This is a genomic window from Burkholderia sp. 9120 (genome assembly GCF_000745015.1).
Lineage (GTDB): Bacteria > Pseudomonadota > Gammaproteobacteria > Burkholderiales > Burkholderiaceae > Paraburkholderia.
In genome coordinates this window covers 2349728-2365506 of the sequence record NZ_JQNA01000002.1, presented here as the reverse complement: position 1 = coordinate 2365506, position 15779 = coordinate 2349728, and the positions used below count along the sequence as shown (strand labels likewise).

The following is a 15779-nucleotide window of genomic DNA, read 5'->3' as shown; positions in this document are numbered from 1 at the left end:
CCACGTTGTTACGCGCGACGTCAACCGACCGGCTGTTTGCCGGCCGGGTTCATCCACGAGTCAGGACTGGAAAGCCGCGGGGTCTATGCCAACGCGCGCGATCAGAACTTATCCCAACCATCCTCACCGCTTGCGCCACCACCGGCCAGCGCGACCACCGGAGCAGCGCTTGCATGCGCGACCCGACGCGCCGGAGGCGCCATCACCGCGCGCCGCGGCGCTTCTCTATGCGAAGACGAAACCGAACCCCCGCCCCCCTCCCCACTCAAAATCTGAAAAAACGCCACCACCTCATTCAACTGCTTCCCCTGATCTTCCATCGACTTTGAAGCCGCCGCCGCTTCTTCCACCAGCGCCGCATTCTGCTGCGTAACATTGTCCATCTGCGTAATCGCCAGATTGACCTGCTCAATCCCACGGCTTTGCTCCGTCGAAGCCGCCGCGATCTCCGCCATGATGTCCGTCACCTGCGCGACCGCCTGCGTGACTTCGGTCATCGTCTTACCCGCTTCACCCGCCAGCGCGGAGCCATCGCGAATCTTCTCCACCGAGTTGGCGATCAGATCCTTGATCTCCTTCGCCGCACTCGACGAACGTTGCGCCAGACTTCTGACTTCGCTCGCCACCACCGCGAAACCACGCCCCTGCTCACCAGCACGCGCCGCTTCAACCGCCGCGTTCAGCGCCAGAATATTGGTCTGAAACGCAATCCCTTCGATGATGCCGGTGATCTCCGCGATCTTCGTCGAGCTATCGCTGATGTCGTGCATCGTGCTCACCACCTGGCCGACCACCGTGCTGCCCTTGTGCGCCACCGACGAAGCATTCGCGGCCAACGTGCTGCCCTGCTGCGCGTTGTCGGCGTTCTGTTTCACCGTCGAGGTCAGCTCTTCCATGCTGGACGCCGTTTCCTGAAGCGACGCGGCCTGCTGCTCGGTGCGCTGGCTCAGATCCATATTGCCCGCCGCGATTTGCCGCGCCGCGCCGGCGATGCTGGCGCTGCTGTCGCGCACGCGCCCGACGATCGCCGTCAAGCGTTCGTTCATCTCGCGCAGCGCGCCGAGCAGCTTGCTGGTTTCGTCGCTACCTTCGACGGCGATACGCGTGCGCAGATCGCCTTGCGACACGGTGCGCGCCACGTCGATCGCAAAACGCAGCGGGCCGGTCACCGCGCGCGTGATCATCACGCAGGCGCCGATCGCGAGCGCCACAGCGATCAGGCAGATCGCGATCAACAGATTGCGCTGGCTCACGTAGTGCGCCGCGTAGTCGTTGATCATCTGTTCCTGACGGCTACGTGTGTACTCGGCGTACGCATCGGTCGAGCGGATCAGCGCGGCTAGCAGCGGCCGGCATTGGTCGTCCATCTTGACGATGGCGTCGTCGCGCTTGCTGGTCAGCGCGAGGTTGACGATGTCGGTGGCGACCGGGCCGTACAGGGCCTCCACGCGGTTGATCTCGGCGACGAGGCTGCGCGCTTTGTCCGAGGTATCGGACGCGGACGCGGTCATGTCGTTGAGTTTCTTCAGGTCGCTCTGCACGTCTTCATGCGCGCGCATCACGTCGGCCTTTTCTATTTCGAGGTCCTGAGGTTTGGTGACGAGCACCAGGTTGCGCGCGGCAATTGCGCGCCGGTCGACCGCGGTGCGTACCTGCACGGCCATGTCGGCGCGCGCGTTAATGCCGTGGACAAAGTCGGAAAAACCATCGGTCGAATCGCTCAGCGCCTTCAGAGACAGGCCGGAAACGGCGACGACGATAACGGAAAGCATGCCGAAACCGGCAATCAGTTTGGCTTTGATAGACAGGTGCTGAAGTGTCACGGTTGTTTCTCCAAAAACGAAACGTTAGAAAGCGTTCGCAATGGACTCTCAGGTCCGGGCATGGGAGCGTCTATGTGACCGCTTCAACTGCAAAGCGGCCCTGCGCGGTTGATTTCCCCAAAATGGGTATCCCATTTACCGGATATCGGACTGGAGGCTCGAGGACTTAAGGGGTATCGGGTATGTCTCTATAAGCTTGCACGCGATGAGCGAAGAAGACGTAATTTCCTCAGGAGATGAGTAAATTTAAGCACTCGGTGACAGCATTGGCACGAGGTTTCTTGCCTGCTGAAATGGGCGGCGGGGCGCAACCGTCTGTTCGAGAAACGCGAAGCGAAAAAAACGGCTTGAACGGGCGTCGCTTCGTCGTTATGATTGAGCAATCACTCATTTATTGCCGTTAGCCGGATCGACTCAGCATGGCCCGTCCCAAAAGCGAAGACAAACGTAACGCCATCCTTGCCGCCGCCGCTGCGGTGATCGCCGAGCAGGGGCTGGGCGCGCCGACCGCGCGCATTGCCAAGCTGGCGGGCGTGGCGGAAGGCACGCTGTTCACGTACTTTGACAGTAAAGACGACTTGCTGAATGCCTTATACCTCGACATCAAGGCTGAACTGCGCGAAGTGATGATGACCACGTATCCGCAACACGCGAGCGTGAAAGAGCGTGCGCAGCACGTGTGGAACCAGTTCGTCGACTGGGGCGTCGCGCAGCCGCAAAAACGCCGCGCCATGGCGCAACTGGCGGTCTCCGAGCGGCTCACCGACCATACGCGGGCAACCGGCATGCAGTCGTTCGCCGACATCAACGGAATGATTCAGGCGAGCGTGGCGAGTGGTGCGTTGCGCGACCATCCGCCGGCGTTTCTGTCGGCGATCATGAGCGCGCTCGCGGAAACCACCATGGATTTCATTGCACGCGAACCGGACCAGGCCGCGCGCTATCGTGCGGCTGGTTTTGACGCGTTCTGGAACGCGATCGCCAGGCACTAAATTTTTTGTCTAATTAATGAGTGATTGCTTGCTCATTTAACTCGAAGGAGCGCATCATGTCGAAAGTCTGGCTGGTTACTGGAAGTGCTCGCGGCCTAGGGCGCGAGATCGTCGAAGCCGCGTTGCAAGCGGGCGAGCGGGTCGTCGCCACCGCGCGCGATCCGGGCCGCCTGCAGGATCTGGTGGCGCGCTACGGCGAGCAGGTTCGCGCGGTCGCGCTGGACGTCACCGATCCGGCGGCGGCGCGCGACGCGGTGCAGAGCGCCGTCGACGCCTTCGGCCGCCTCGACGTGGTGGTCAACAACGCGGGCTTCGGCCATCTGGTGCCGTTCGAGCAAACCAGCGAGGACGATTTCCGCGCGCAAATCGATACGAACTTCTACGGCGTGGTCAACGTGACGCGCGCCGCGTTGCCGGTGCTGAGGCAGCAGCGCGCCGGGCACATCATCCAGATTTCGTCGGTCGGCGGACGCGTCGGGATCGCGGGGCTGGGTGCGTATCAGGCGGCGAAGTGGGCGGTCGGCGGTTTCACCGAAGTGCTGAGCCAGGAGCTCGCGCCATTCGGCGTCCACGTCACCGCACTCGAGCCGGGTGGCATGAAAACGGAATGGGGTAACGAGGCGTCCGGCGCGACGCCTGAATTGCTGCCGGACTATGAGCCGTCGGTTGGCGCGATCGTCGGGATGCTGAAGCAGTACATCGGTCGCGAAGCCAGCGATCCGGCGAAGGTGGCGCAAGTCGTGCTGAAGCTCGCCTATCACGACGCGCTGCCGGCGCATCTGTTGCTGGGCAGCGATGCGTTGCACTATTGCGGCGAAGGCGAGAAGGCGCGCGCGGCGAACGCTGAAGCGTGGCACGCCGTCAGTCTGTCGACGGATTTCTCCGCGCCGGCGCAACTGCCCGCGTTTCCTGTCGCGCCGGCGAAAGCCTGAGCGTCTATCGTGATGAGCGTGACCAGCGCGCAGGCCTCGGCGGCCGGCGCGGCACCTGATGCAACGACACAGGCCTTGGCGGCTGGCGTGGCGCCTGGCGCAACGACACAGGTCAGCGCATTCATCGCGGCAATCGGCACGGCGGCGTCGAATCGACGCCGCACCAATGAGGACACACTCCATGCCTAACTGGACCACTGCGGACATTCCCCGTCAGACCGGCCGCCTCGCGGTGATCACCGGCGCGACCGGCGGGCTCGGTTTCGAAACGGCGCTGGCACTGGCCGGCGCGGGCGCCGAGGTCGTGCTCACCGGACGCAACGAGCAAAAAGGCCAAGCCGCGCTCGACGCGATTCGCGCGCGGCATCCCGCCGCGTCGATCCGCTACACGCATCTCGATCTGGCGAGCCTCGCGTCTGTGCGCCAGTTCGCCGATCAATTCGCCTCCGGACACGCGGCGCTCGATCTGTTGATCAACAACGCAGGCGTGATGACGCCGCCCACGCGGCAAACCACCTCGGACGGTTTCGAACTGCAATTCGGCACCAACTACCTCGGTCACTTCGCGCTGACCGAACGCTTGCTGCCGTTGCTGCGTGCAGGACGCGAGCCGCGCGTGGTCAATCTGAGCAGCGGCGCGCACAAGATCGGTGCCGCGATTCATTTCGACGATCTGCAATGGCAGCCCGGCTACAAGCCCTGGCCCGCGTACGCGCAGTCGAAGCTGGCGATGCTGATGTTCGCGCTCGAACTGCAACGCCGCAGCGATGCGAACGGCTGGGGACTGCTGAGCAACGCGGCGCATCCCGGCTACGCGCGCACCGATCTGATCGCCAACGGCCCGGGCGCCGACACGCTGCTGCAGGCGATCAACCGCATGACATTCGAGCCGCTCGCGAGCCAATCGGCCGCGGACGGCGCATTGCCGACGCTGTTCGCCGCGACTTCGCCCAACGCCGAACCCGCCGGCTATTACGGACCGACCGGCTTGTTCGAACTGAAAGGGCCGCCGGGCGCCGCGCAGATTTCCCGTCTCGCGCAAGACAAGGCGATCGCCGCGCGCCTGTGGGCGGTTTCCGAAGCACTCACCAACGCGCGCTGGCCTCGCGCGACCATGGAGCACGCATCATGAAGGTTCTGATTTTTGGCGCGACCGGCATGGTCGGACAAGGCGTCTTGCGCGAATGCCTGCGCGCACCGGACGTCGAGGTGGTCCAGACGGTCGGCCGCACGCGCAGTGGCCAGCTCGATCCGCGTCTCATCGAAGTAATCCAGCCGGACCTGATGGACTACAGCGCGCTGGAAGCGCAGCTCACCGGTTTCGACGCGTGCTTCTTCTGCCTCGGCGTTTCGTCGGCGGGCATGAAGGAGGCGGACTATACGCGCCTCACCTATGACCTGACGATGGCGGCGGCGCGCACGCTCGCGCGTCTCAACCCGCGCATGACCTTCGTCTACGTATCCGGCGCGAGCACCGACAGCACCGAGCGCGGCCGCAGCATGTGGGCGCGCGTCAAAGGCCGCACTGAGAACGCGCTACGGCAACTGCCGTTCAAAGCCGTCTACCTGTTCCGCCCGGGCGTGATCGAACCGCTGCACGGCGTCCGCTCGAAAACACGTTCATACCGGCTGTTCTACACGCTAGCCAAACCCTTCCTGCCGATGCTGCGCGCGCTGCTGCCGAACTACGTGCTGAGCACCGAAGACATCGGCCTCGCCATGCTGACCGTCGCGCGCCACGGCGCCGCCAAGGCCGTGCTCGAAACCGTCGACATTCGCGCGCTCAGTTGCCCGGCGTCCGCCCCCGCGCTCGATCTGCACGCCGGCTAAGCGCTCCGGTTTTCGTTCAAGCCCGGAAAAAGCCGCCTATTCAATCGTTTGACGCATTGCCGTGTCTGGTACGCTACGGGCAAACGGGACGCGCTATTGCGGACGCGGCCTCCTTCTTCACGCGCGTGACTCAGCGCATGCTTGAACGAACCTGCCATGGTGACGCGCCGACCGAACATCGTGATTGCGATCAGTATCGTGCTGGCCAGCGCGATACTCGCGATCGCCGTGTGGGTGCTGGCCCAGATGCGCGATGACGCGCTGCGGCGCGCCCAGGACTCCGTCTTCAACGTTTCCCTGCTGATCGAGCGCGACGTGTCGCGCAATCTGGAGATCTACGATCTGTCGCTGCGCGCGGTGATCGACGGTCTGAAGCAGCCCGGCGTGCTGAACCTTGATCCCGCCATGCGCCAAATGGTGCTGTTCGACGGCTCGGCCAGTGCCAAAGACCTCGGCTCGCTCCTCGTCGTCGACGAAGCGGGCAACATCCGCTTCGATTCGCAAGCCGATCCGCCGCGCAAGATCAATGTCGCCGATCGCGACTACTTCAAGGTGCAACGCGATTCTCCCAACGTCGGCCTGTATCTCAGTCACCCGTTCATCCCGAAGGTGACCGGCAAGGAAGTCAGCATCGCGTTGAGCCGGCGCATTTCCAAGCCGGACGGCAGCTTCGGCGGCGTGGTGGTCGGCACGATGCGCCTCACTTACTTCCGCAGCCTGTTCGCCGGCATGAACCTCGGCACCGGCGGCTCCATGGCGCTGATGCTGAGCGACGGCACGATGCTGATGCGGCGTCCTTACGATCCGAAGATCATCGGTATCGGCCTCGCCGGCACCGCCAACTATTCGCGCTTTCTCACCCAGCCGAGCGGCGACTTCTTCGGCACGGCGGCGATCGACGGCGTCGAGCGCTGGTACGCGTTCCGCCATATCGACATGTATCCGCTGATCCTCGACGTCGCGCTGTCCACGCGAGACATCTACGTGGAATGGCGGCACCGCGCGTGGATCATCGGTTCGCTGATCGCCGCGCTCGATCTGACGATCATCGCGCTGGCTTTGCTGTTTTCGCAGCAGTTGCGGCATCGCCGCGCCGCCGAGGAAGAGTTGCGCATGCTGGCGCGCACCGACGGGCTCACCGGCCTGAACAACCGCCGCACCTTCGAAGAGGAGGTCGACGCGGAATGGCGCCGCGCGCAACGCAATGGCTGGGCGCTGTCGATGCTGCTGATCGACGTCGACAATTTCAAGGGTTTCAACGATCTGTACGGCCATTCGGCGGGCGACGATGCGCTCGTCACGGTGGCCCGCAGCATCTCGCAGAACGTGCGGCGTCCAGGCGACACGGCGGCGCGCTACGGCGGCGAAGAGTTCGCGGTGCTGCTGCCGGATACCGACGCGGCCGGCGCGGCGCACATCGCCGAGAAGATTCGCGCGGCGATTCACGCCCGCGAACTGCGCCATGTGGCGAGTTCGCATCATGTGCTGACGGTGAGCGTGGGCGTCGCCACGACCCACGGCCACGCCTTCGCAACGAGCCGCGCGCTGATCAACGCCGCCGACGAGGCGCTCTACGAAGCCAAAGACGCGGGCCGCAATCGCGTGATGGGTTATCGCGCGACGGTTCACACGCATGCTCGCCATGCGGCGGTGACGCCGGGGCACTAAAGCGATTAAGCGACTAGAAGCAACTAAGGCGACCTGAAGCGCGCGCGGTCAATCGCAGACCGCAAAGGTGTTCTTGAATTTCACCCGGATAATATGTTGCGTCCAAATTTCACCCGGGTATAATTCGGCAAATCCTCTTTCAGGAGTTTGTCGTGACCTCGCCCATCTCCACTTGCACCGCCTTTGAAGGCCATCGCCGCATCGCGTCGGGTTCACTGTCGGACGTCGCGCTAGCGGTCAAAGCGGTGCTTGCGCGCGGCGAACAGGCGCCCGTGCTGATCTTCGACGACATCACGAGCCAGCCGATCGAATTCGATTTGCGCGGCACGTCGGAGGAAATCGTGGCGCGGCTGGCCAGCCAGCCGCGAGACGGTGAAGCGGCCGCCGAACCGACCGCCGAACCCGCCGCCGAACCCGCCGCCGAACCGACCACCGCGACCGAGGACGGCACACCGCGCAGCCGTGGCCGGCCCAAGCTCGGCGTCGTGGCCCGCGAGGTCACTTTGCTGCCGCGTCACTGGGATTGGCTGAACGGACAATCGGGCGGCGCGTCGGTGGCGCTGCGCAAGCTGGTCGAGGCGGCGCGCGTCGCGGGTGAGGAGAAGGATCGCCGACGCGCGGCGCAGGAAGCCGTCTATCGCTTCATGACCGCGCTGGCCGGCAATCTGCCGGACTACGAAGACGCCACGCGCGCGCTCTATGCGAACGACCAGCCGCGTTTTGCGGCGATCGTCGCGGCATGGCCGGACGACGTCGGCGCTCACGCGTTACGACTCGCCGAAAGCGCCTTCGCCGCGAGCGTATAACGCCAGACGAAAAAAAACCGCTCACGCCGGGGAAGCGTGAGCGGCAAGTCGGAGAGTTACAACATCGCATGCAGTTCATGGGGTGAACGCAGCAAACGCAGTCTAAGAGACCGGTTTACCTCAATACATCGGACGAATCCCAAACACCCCTGCGGCGAGCGGCCGCACAGGCGTGGCGCCGCGATCCGGCCCCGCTCAACGCGCGTTGCTTACATCATCCTTTCCCGGTTATTCCTGCCATTTGTCTGATCAAGACTCCGCCCTGACAGCCGTAAAAGAGAAGGAGCGTCGCTACGTACCCAACTGATCTCGAACGGGGTCGCTACGGCGCGATGGCGAAACAGCCTGTCGAGACCTTGTGAAGGGATGATGAGATGAAGTGGTTCGACCGCATGACCGTATTCCGCAAACTGTTGCTGGCGTTCGCCGTGGTGATCGGCTTTTGCGTCGTGATCGGCGCGACGGCGTTAAGCACGCTGTCGTCGATGCATGACATTACGACCGTGATCGGCGACAAACACATGAACGGCCTCTACTGGATGGAAGAGGCCAATCGCCACAAGATCGATTCCGATCTGGCCGCCGCGAATCTCGGCTATGCCACCGACGACGCCGGCCGTCAAAAGTTGAAGGACGGCATCGTCGCGTCGCTGAAGACCATGCACAGCGCCTACGACGAGTATCGCAAGACCGCCGGCGCCGGCAAGGGCCAGGAGATGTTCGACGGCGTGCTGCGTGAATCGGCGGTGTGGGAAGGCATCGTGCATCAACAGATCGGGCTCGAGCCGATTCCGGCCGGCGTCGACAACAACGAACTCGTGCGTCGCGCGATTGCCGCCAGCGAAGCGCTGCGCGACCGCATCACGGCGCTGATCGACTATCGCCGCGAGCAAGCCAACGAGGCGCAGCAGGAAGCGAGCACCGACTACCAGCACATGCGGATCGTGATGAGCGTGCTGGTGCTGGGCGCGATCGTCGTGGGCATGTTGCTCGCCACGCTGATCGCGCGCCGTCTGGCGCGTCAACTCGGCGGCGAGCCGGACTACGCGATGCAGATCGCCAACCGGATCGCCGATGGCGACCTGAGCGTGCGCGTCGACACGCGCGCCGGCGACACCGACAGCATGCTGTTCGCGCTGCGCAACATGCGCGAGCGGCTGGCGGGCATCGTGTCGGGCATCAGCGAATCGAGCGAGTCGATCCTGATGGCGTCGGGCGAGATCGCGCAGGGCAACACCGATCTGTCGCAACGCACCGAAGAACAGGCCGCCGCGTTGCAGGAAACCGCGTCGAGCATGCAGGAACTCACGTCGACGGTGAAGATGAACGCCGAGAACGCGCAGCAGGCGGGCGGCGTGGCGCATGGCGCGTCGGAAGTCGCGGCGCGCGGCAGCAGCCTGGTGGGCGATGTGGTCGAGACCATGCGCGAGCTGGCGGCCGGTTCGAAGCGCATGACCGACATCATCGCGGTGATCGAAGGGATTGCGTTCCAGACCAACATTCTCGCGTTGAACGCGGCCGTCGAAGCGGCGCGTGCCGGCGAGCAAGGGCGCGGCTTCGCGGTCGTGGCCGGCGAAGTGCGCTCGCTCGCGCAACGCAGCGCGGTGTCGGCCAAGGAGATCAAGGAATTGATCGAAAGCTCGACGGCCCGCGTGGGCAGCGGCGCCGAACTCGCCGAGCGCGCCGGCCAGACCATGGCCGAAGTCACACACGCGGTGAAGCGCGTGACCGACATCATGGGCGAGATTTCGTCGGCGTCGCAGGAGCAGAGCACCGGCATCGAGGAAGTGAACCGCGCGGTCGCGCAGATGGACGACGTGACCCAGCAGAACGCCGCGCTGGTCGAGCAGGCGGCGGCCGCGGCGGCGTCGATGGCGGATCAGGCGCGGCAACTGCAAACGGCCGTGACGGTGTTTTCGCTCGAAGCGCGCGCCGCTTGAGGGGCATTCGTGCGAGTCGCCCGAGTCGCTTGAGCCGTGCGCATTACGGCTCGCAGCGCGCTCGCACACCAGTGAAAGCCACGCGTTTAACCTCCCTTGCCAGGCCCATTGGCACTCCGTACACTCGCGCCTGATTCTTGAGCGGCGGCGCCTCGTTCCGGCGTCGTCCACGATAAAACACGCCGAACAGAGGAGAACCCCCGCCATGGCCGATTCCTATTTCCCCCGCTGGCGCCGCCAGTCTGCCGGCGTCGAAGGCCGCATCGTCAGCACCGACGAACGGCTCGCGTGGCCGCAAATGGTCGCGATGGGCGTGCAGCACGTCGTCGCCATGTTCGGTTCGACCGTGCTCGCGCCGCTGCTGATGGGCTTCGATCCGAACCTCTGCATCTTCATGTCGGGCGTCGGCACGCTGCTGTTCTTCGTGCTGGTGGGCGGCCGCGTGCCGAGCTATCTCGGTTCGAGCTTCGCGTTCATCGGTCTGGTGATCGCGGTGACGGGCTACGGCGGTCATGGTCCGAATCTGAATATTCCGGTGGCGCTGGGCGGGATCATCGCGTGCGGTGTGGTGTACGCGATCATCGGGCTGATCGTGTCGGCGGTCGGCACGCGCTGGATCGAAACGCTGATGCCGCCGGTTGTGACGGGCGCGATCGTCTGCGTGATCGGTCTGAATCTCGCGCCGATCGCGGTACACGGCGTGAGCGGCAGCAACTTCGAATCGTGGATGGCGCTGGTCACCGTGCTGTGCGTCGGCGCAGTCGCCGTGTTCGCGCGTGGCATGCTGCAGCGTCTGCTGATTCTGGTCGGCTTGCTGATGGCGTATGTGATTTACGCGATCGTCACGAACGGTCTCGGCATGGGCAAGCCGATCGACTTCGCGATCGTCGCGAACGCCGCGTGGTTCGGCATGCCGCATTTCACGGCACCCGTCTTCAATTTGCAGGCCATGACCTTGCTTGCGCCGATCGCGGTGATTCTCGTCGCGGAAAATCTCGGCCACATCAAGGCAGTCAGCGCGATGACCGGACAGAACCTCGACGGCTATGTCGGCCGCGCGTTTCTCGGCGACGGCCTCGCGACCATCGTGTCGGGCTTTGCCGGCGGCACCGGCGTGACGACGTACGCCGAGAACATCGGCGTAATGGCTGTCACCAAAATCTATTCGACGCTGGTGTTCGTGATCGCGGCCTTGATCGCGTTGGTGCTGGGTTTCTCGCCGAAGTTCGGCGCGGTGATTCAGACTATTCCGGGGCCGGTGCTGGGCGGCGTGTCGATCGTCGTGTTCGGGCTGATCGCCGTGACCGGCGCGCGTATCTGGGTCGTCAACAAGGTGGACTTCTCCGACAACCGCAACCTGATCGTGGCCGCGGTAACGCTCGTGCTGGGCGCGGGCGATTTCTCGTTGAAGCTCGGCGGATTCGGGCTCGGTGGCATCGGGACCGCGACGTTCGGTGCGATCATTCTGTATGCGCTGCTGCGTAGAAAACCGGCGCAAGGGCCGGTCGCGTGATCGAGTTTTAGACCGGCGCTATGCGCAGTCCTGCCGGCGGTGTTGGTTGAAAGGCAGTCTTCAAACCAACGCCGCCGCGATTGCAAACCAGGCTTTACTTCTTGCGCGCGGTCAGCGCCGTCTCCGACAGATCCACCTCGCGCATCAGCTTGTTCAACGTCTCGTCGTTGATCTGCTGACTGTTGCGTAGCGCCAGCAAGGTCTTGCGTTCGGCGCGCATCGCAGCCAGTTTCATTCGGAACTCCAACGCATCGGCGAGGCGCGCCAGTTCGCGCGGTTCCTGTTCGTCGTCGAGCGTGGCGAGGCGGCGCCGGTACAGATCCATCACGCGTGCGGTGACATCTGCCGCGTAGGCCGAAGCCGATTCTTCCAGACCGGCGCACTCTTTATCGTGCATCACGTCGATCGCGCGAATCGCGGCTTGCGCCGCCATCGTGCGGGCGAGCGCTTCTTCGGCCGCATGCGGATCGCGACCCTTGCGCCAGCCGCGCAGCAGCAACGGCAACGCCACGACCGCCACCAGCAGCGACACCAGAATCACGCCCGAGGCGATGAAAATCGCCAGATCGCGGCCCGGCAGCGGCGCGCCGCCCGGCAACATTTCCGGCAACGACAACACGCCCGCCAGCGTCACCGCGCCGCGCACGCCAGCGACGGTCGTCACCGTGACCGTGCGCAAACCCGGCACCGCGTTCACCATGCCGCGTTTCGTCGCGCCTCGGCTCGCGAACCAGCGCAGCAACCACACCCACACGAAGCGCATCGCGTAGAGCGCGAGCGCGACCGCCGCGATGTAACCGACCAGCAGCCCGACCTGGGCGTCGCTGGTTTCGTGCGCGTCGAGCAGCGCGCGGCCGAGAATGTGCGGAAACTGCAGCCCCAGCAGAATAAACACCATGCCGTTGAAGACGAACTCGATCATGGTCCAGGTGCTGTTCGAGCGCACCCGCGACGACACAGGCCCCGCGTTCGCAATGCTCGCGTAGTTCATCATCATGCCGGCGGCGACCGCGGACAGAATGCCGGACAACTCGAAGCGCTCGGCGATCAGGTACGCGGCGAACGGAATCAGCAAGGTCATCACGACGCCGGGCGCCGGATCGCCTTCTTCGTTGAGGCTCAGAAAATGCGCCGACACGAAGCTGAACAGCCAGCTCACCGCCGCGCCCGTCGCGAGCCCACCTGCGGCGATGATCACGAAGCTGATCGACGCGTCGCGCAGCGAGAACACGCCGGTCAGCGCGGCGGCGATCGCGAACTTCAGCGCGACGAGGCCGGACGCGTCGTTCATTAACGCTTCGCCTTCGAGGATATGCATCAGCCGGCCAGGAATCTTGCCCTTGCCGACAATCCCGGACAGCGCCACCGCATCGGTCGGCGACAACACGGCGGCCAGCGCGAACGCGACCGGCAGCGAAATCGCCGGCACCAGGGCGTGCACGAAATAGCCGACCACGAGCACTGTCATGAAGACGAGGCCGAGCGCGAGCATCAGGATCGAGCGGCGCGCCATGAACAGCTCGCGCTTTGGAATGCGCCAGCCGTCCGCGAACAGCAGCGGCGGGATGAACAGCATCATGAAGATGTCCGGATCGAACGTGACGTGCAGTCCGAGCTTCGGCCACGCGAGCATCGCGCCGATCGCGATCTGCACGAGCGGCAGCGGCAACGTGAACGGCAGCAAACGGATAACGATGCCCGACGCGGAGACGGCCAGCAGAAGAATCAATACGGTAAAAACAATATCCATCGGTCTGTTTCTGGGGCTATGACGGGAGTGACTTTAGCGATGCTTGACGCCGCCGCCGCCTGGGCTTTGCGACGACGCGACGTCGAAGTGTAGCCCGCGAAGTTTAGCCCGATGAGGTCGCGCCCTCTTGCGAGCCCGGCAACGCGACGAGGCGTGCGGTCACCCGCGCCCCGATCCACCGCAATCGCGCCACGCACCGTAACGGTGCGCGCTGCGCCCACGTGCGGCGCATTGGCCCTTGCGCCGTGCAATCTCCGATGCAAACTTCATTCGAATGTGCGCCAGCGTGCGCATGGAGCTTGCTTAAGAGATATCGATGACGCACATTTTGAGAGACGGCGCCGCCGTTGTTCGCTTCCGCGTTCGGACCGGCCCGGCTCTCGCGTGAGAGGATTGCATGACGATTGCGCAACAGGAAAGAACGGCCAGCGTGCCGCATGGCTTCGACGTCGAAGTGACGTCAGGGCTCGAACGTTATTCGGTTCAGCATGGCGAACTGACGCTGACCAGCGTGTTTCAACCGATTTTCAGCCTGTCGCATATGCGGGCGGTCGGCTACGAGGGACTGCTGCGCGCGCACGACGCGCTCGACCGTCCCGTGTCGCCGCTCGACGTCTTCGGCGAGGCCGCCCGTCTGGGCGACGTGCTGCAAGTGGACCGGCTGGCGCAGACCCTGCATCTGGAGAACTTCAAGGTGCTCGGCGCCGAGCGCGAATGGCTGTTCCTCAACGTGCATCCCGGCGCGCTCACCGATCCGTATCTGTCGGCGGCGTTGCTGGCCACGCTCAAGCGCCTCGATCTGCCGCCGCGCCGCATCGTGCTCGAAGTGCTCGAACATCGCGCGGAAGATCTCGAACGTCTCGCCGATGCCGTGCGTCAATTCCGCGAGCGTGGCTTCCTGATCGCGCTCGACGATTTCGGCGCGGGACACTCGAACGTCGAACGGATCTGGCAATTGAATCCCGATATCGTGAAGCTCGACCGCATCATGCTGTCGCATGCGGCGCATCGCGCGGATATGGCGACGATTCTGCCTGGGCTCGTCGCGTTGCTGCACGAGGCGGGCAAGCTCGTGCTGATCGAAGGCGTGGAAACCGAACACGAAGCGCAGATGGCGCTCGCCTGCAACGCGGACTTCGTGCAGGGCTTTTTCTTCGGCCGGCCGAATCCGGCCGCGGCCGATGCGGCGCATGCCGCCGAGTGCATCAGCGAACTCACCGAACGGTATCGCGATCAGACCGAAGCCCACGAGCGGCGCAGCGCGAGCCGTCTCGTGCCGTATCTGCGGGCGTTCGAGCGCGCGGCCGAGCGGCTTGCGGCCGGCGAACCGCTGGAAGAAGTGTGCTGGAATTTTCTCGCGCTCGATCACGCCGCGCGCTGTTTCCTGCTTGACGCCAAAGGCAAGCAGGCCGGCCGCAATGTCGTGTTGCGCGCGGATCGCGCGGCGCATGAAACGCGCTTTCTGCCGCTGGCGGACGCGCAAGGGGCGAACTGGTTGCGTCGTCCGTATTTCCGCGACGCGATCAATGCGCCGGAACGCGTACATGTGACGCGACCGTATCTGTCGATCAACGAGGCGTTGCCGTGCGTGACGCTTTCAGTGGCGACGCGCGTGGGTGAGCAGACCTGCGTGCTATGCGGCGATATCGATTGGGTCGAGGAATAAGCCAGATACGCCAGTCTGAGATGATGTCGTTTTCAACGACGACTCTCAGACGCGCCTATGTCCGTTCTACTCGAAGTGATTGCCACGACCGTTGCCGATGCGCGCCTCGCCGCGCAAGCGGGCGCCGACCGTCTCGAACTCATCACCGCGATGGGCGAGGGCGGTCTGACGCCGAGCGTTGGTTTGATCGAAGCGGTGGTGGCGGCCGTTGAGATTCCCGTGAACGTGATCGTGCGGCCGCATAGCCGCTCGTTCGTCTATGACGCGGACGACTATGCGGTGATGTGGCGCGACGTGCGCGCGGTCAAAGCGGCGGGTGCGAACGGCGTGGTGATCGGCATGCTGAACGAAGCGGGGGAGATCGACCGCGAAGCGCTTGCGCGAGCGATCAGCGCGGCCGACGGATTGGCCATCACCTTCCACCGGGCGTTCGATGAAACGCGCGATTTACGCAAGGCGTTGGATGTGCTGCTTGGCTTTCCTGAGGTGACTAACGTTTTGACGTCGGGCGGACAGGCGTCGGTATTGAATGCGGAAGCCACGATCCGCGAGTTGATACAGCAAGCGTCGGGATCGCATTGCACCGTGCTGGCGGGCGCGGGGTTAACCGTCGATGCTATCGGCGGCTTTGCGAGCCGAACGCGAGTCGAGGCGGTGCATTTCGGTTCGGGCGTTCGGGTGAGCGGCAACGGCCTCGCGCCGGTCGACGCGGATCGAGTCGCGAAGGTCCGGGCGTCGTTAAACGCGAACGCATGAGGATGAACGCGTAACGTTCGGCCACTCAATCCAAACCCAAACAAAAATGCCGCTTCGAGTCCAGAACTCGAAGCGGCATTGTTTTTCCTACGTTCCAATCACT

12 protein-coding genes are annotated in these 15779 nt (G+C 64.3%); 10 read left to right on the top strand and 2 right to left on the bottom strand.

Annotated features, from left to right (window positions below):
- Positions 1-101: 101 nt before the first annotated feature.
- Positions 102-1772 carry a methyl-accepting chemotaxis protein gene (locus FA94_RS18700; protein WP_502690848.1) on the bottom strand — a complete coding sequence of 557 codons (1671 nt, stop codon included), beginning with the start codon at positions 1770-1772 and terminating at the stop codon, positions 102-104.
- Between the two features lie 470 nt (positions 1773-2242).
- Here FA94_RS18700 and FA94_RS18695 point away from each other — a divergent pair, with 470 nt between their 5' ends.
- The 8 genes from FA94_RS18695 to FA94_RS18660 all read left to right on the top strand — a co-directional run bounded on the left by FA94_RS18695 (position 2243) and on the right by FA94_RS18660 (position 11504).
- Positions 2243-2815, top strand: a complete 573-nt coding sequence (locus FA94_RS18695) for a TetR/AcrR family transcriptional regulator (RefSeq protein WP_035553933.1) — start codon at positions 2243-2245, stop codon at positions 2813-2815.
- A gap of 56 nt (positions 2816-2871) precedes the next feature.
- Positions 2872-3747 (top strand): SDR family NAD(P)-dependent oxidoreductase, encoded by an 876-nt coding sequence (locus tag FA94_RS18690; protein ID WP_035553930.1) that lies wholly within the window; start codon positions 2872-2874, stop codon positions 3745-3747.
- Positions 3748-3928: 181 nt separating this feature from the next.
- Entirely contained in the window at positions 3929-4879 is a 951-nt protein-coding gene (locus tag FA94_RS18685) for an SDR family oxidoreductase (RefSeq protein WP_035553928.1), read from the top strand.
- Positions 4876-5577, top strand: coding sequence for an NAD(P)H-binding protein (locus FA94_RS18680; RefSeq protein ID WP_035553925.1), 702 nt, complete (start codon positions 4876-4878; stop codon positions 5575-5577). Before FA94_RS18685 ends, FA94_RS18680 begins: the two co-directional genes overlap by 4 nt.
- A 156-nt stretch (positions 5578-5733) precedes the next feature.
- Positions 5734-7245, top strand: a complete 1512-nt coding sequence (locus FA94_RS18675) for a sensor domain-containing diguanylate cyclase (RefSeq protein ID WP_035553923.1) — start codon at positions 5734-5736, stop codon at positions 7243-7245.
- Positions 7246-7397: 152 nt separating this feature from the next.
- Entirely contained in the window at positions 7398-8051 is a 654-nt protein-coding gene (locus FA94_RS18670) for a DUF2239 family protein (RefSeq protein WP_035553920.1), read from the top strand.
- 374 nt (positions 8052-8425) lie between these two features.
- Positions 8426-9991: a methyl-accepting chemotaxis protein gene (locus tag FA94_RS18665; protein ID WP_035553919.1), complete on the top strand. Its 1566-nt coding sequence runs from the start codon at positions 8426-8428 to the stop codon at positions 9989-9991.
- A 205-nt stretch (positions 9992-10196) separates the two neighbouring features.
- Positions 10197-11504, top strand: coding sequence for a solute carrier family 23 protein (locus FA94_RS18660; protein ID WP_035553915.1), 1308 nt, complete (start codon positions 10197-10199; stop codon positions 11502-11504).
- Between the two features lie 94 nt (positions 11505-11598).
- On the opposite strand, the gene FA94_RS18655 is transcribed toward FA94_RS18660, so the two are convergent.
- A complete protein-coding gene (locus tag FA94_RS18655; RefSeq protein ID WP_035553913.1) occupies positions 11599-13254 on the bottom strand; it encodes a Na+/H+ antiporter in 1656 nt (551 codons plus the stop codon).
- Between the two features lie 397 nt (positions 13255-13651).
- Here FA94_RS18655 and FA94_RS18650 point away from each other — a divergent pair, with 397 nt between their 5' ends.
- Both FA94_RS18650 and FA94_RS18645 read left to right on the top strand, forming a co-directional pair.
- Complete coding sequence (locus FA94_RS18650; protein ID WP_035553910.1) at positions 13652-14920, top strand: sensor domain-containing phosphodiesterase; 1269 nt, start codon at positions 13652-13654, stop codon at positions 14918-14920.
- A gap of 57 nt (positions 14921-14977) precedes the next feature.
- Positions 14978-15676, top strand: a complete 699-nt coding sequence (locus FA94_RS18645) for a copper homeostasis protein CutC (protein ID WP_035553908.1) — start codon at positions 14978-14980, stop codon at positions 15674-15676.
- Positions 15677-15779: the final 103 nt, after the last annotated feature.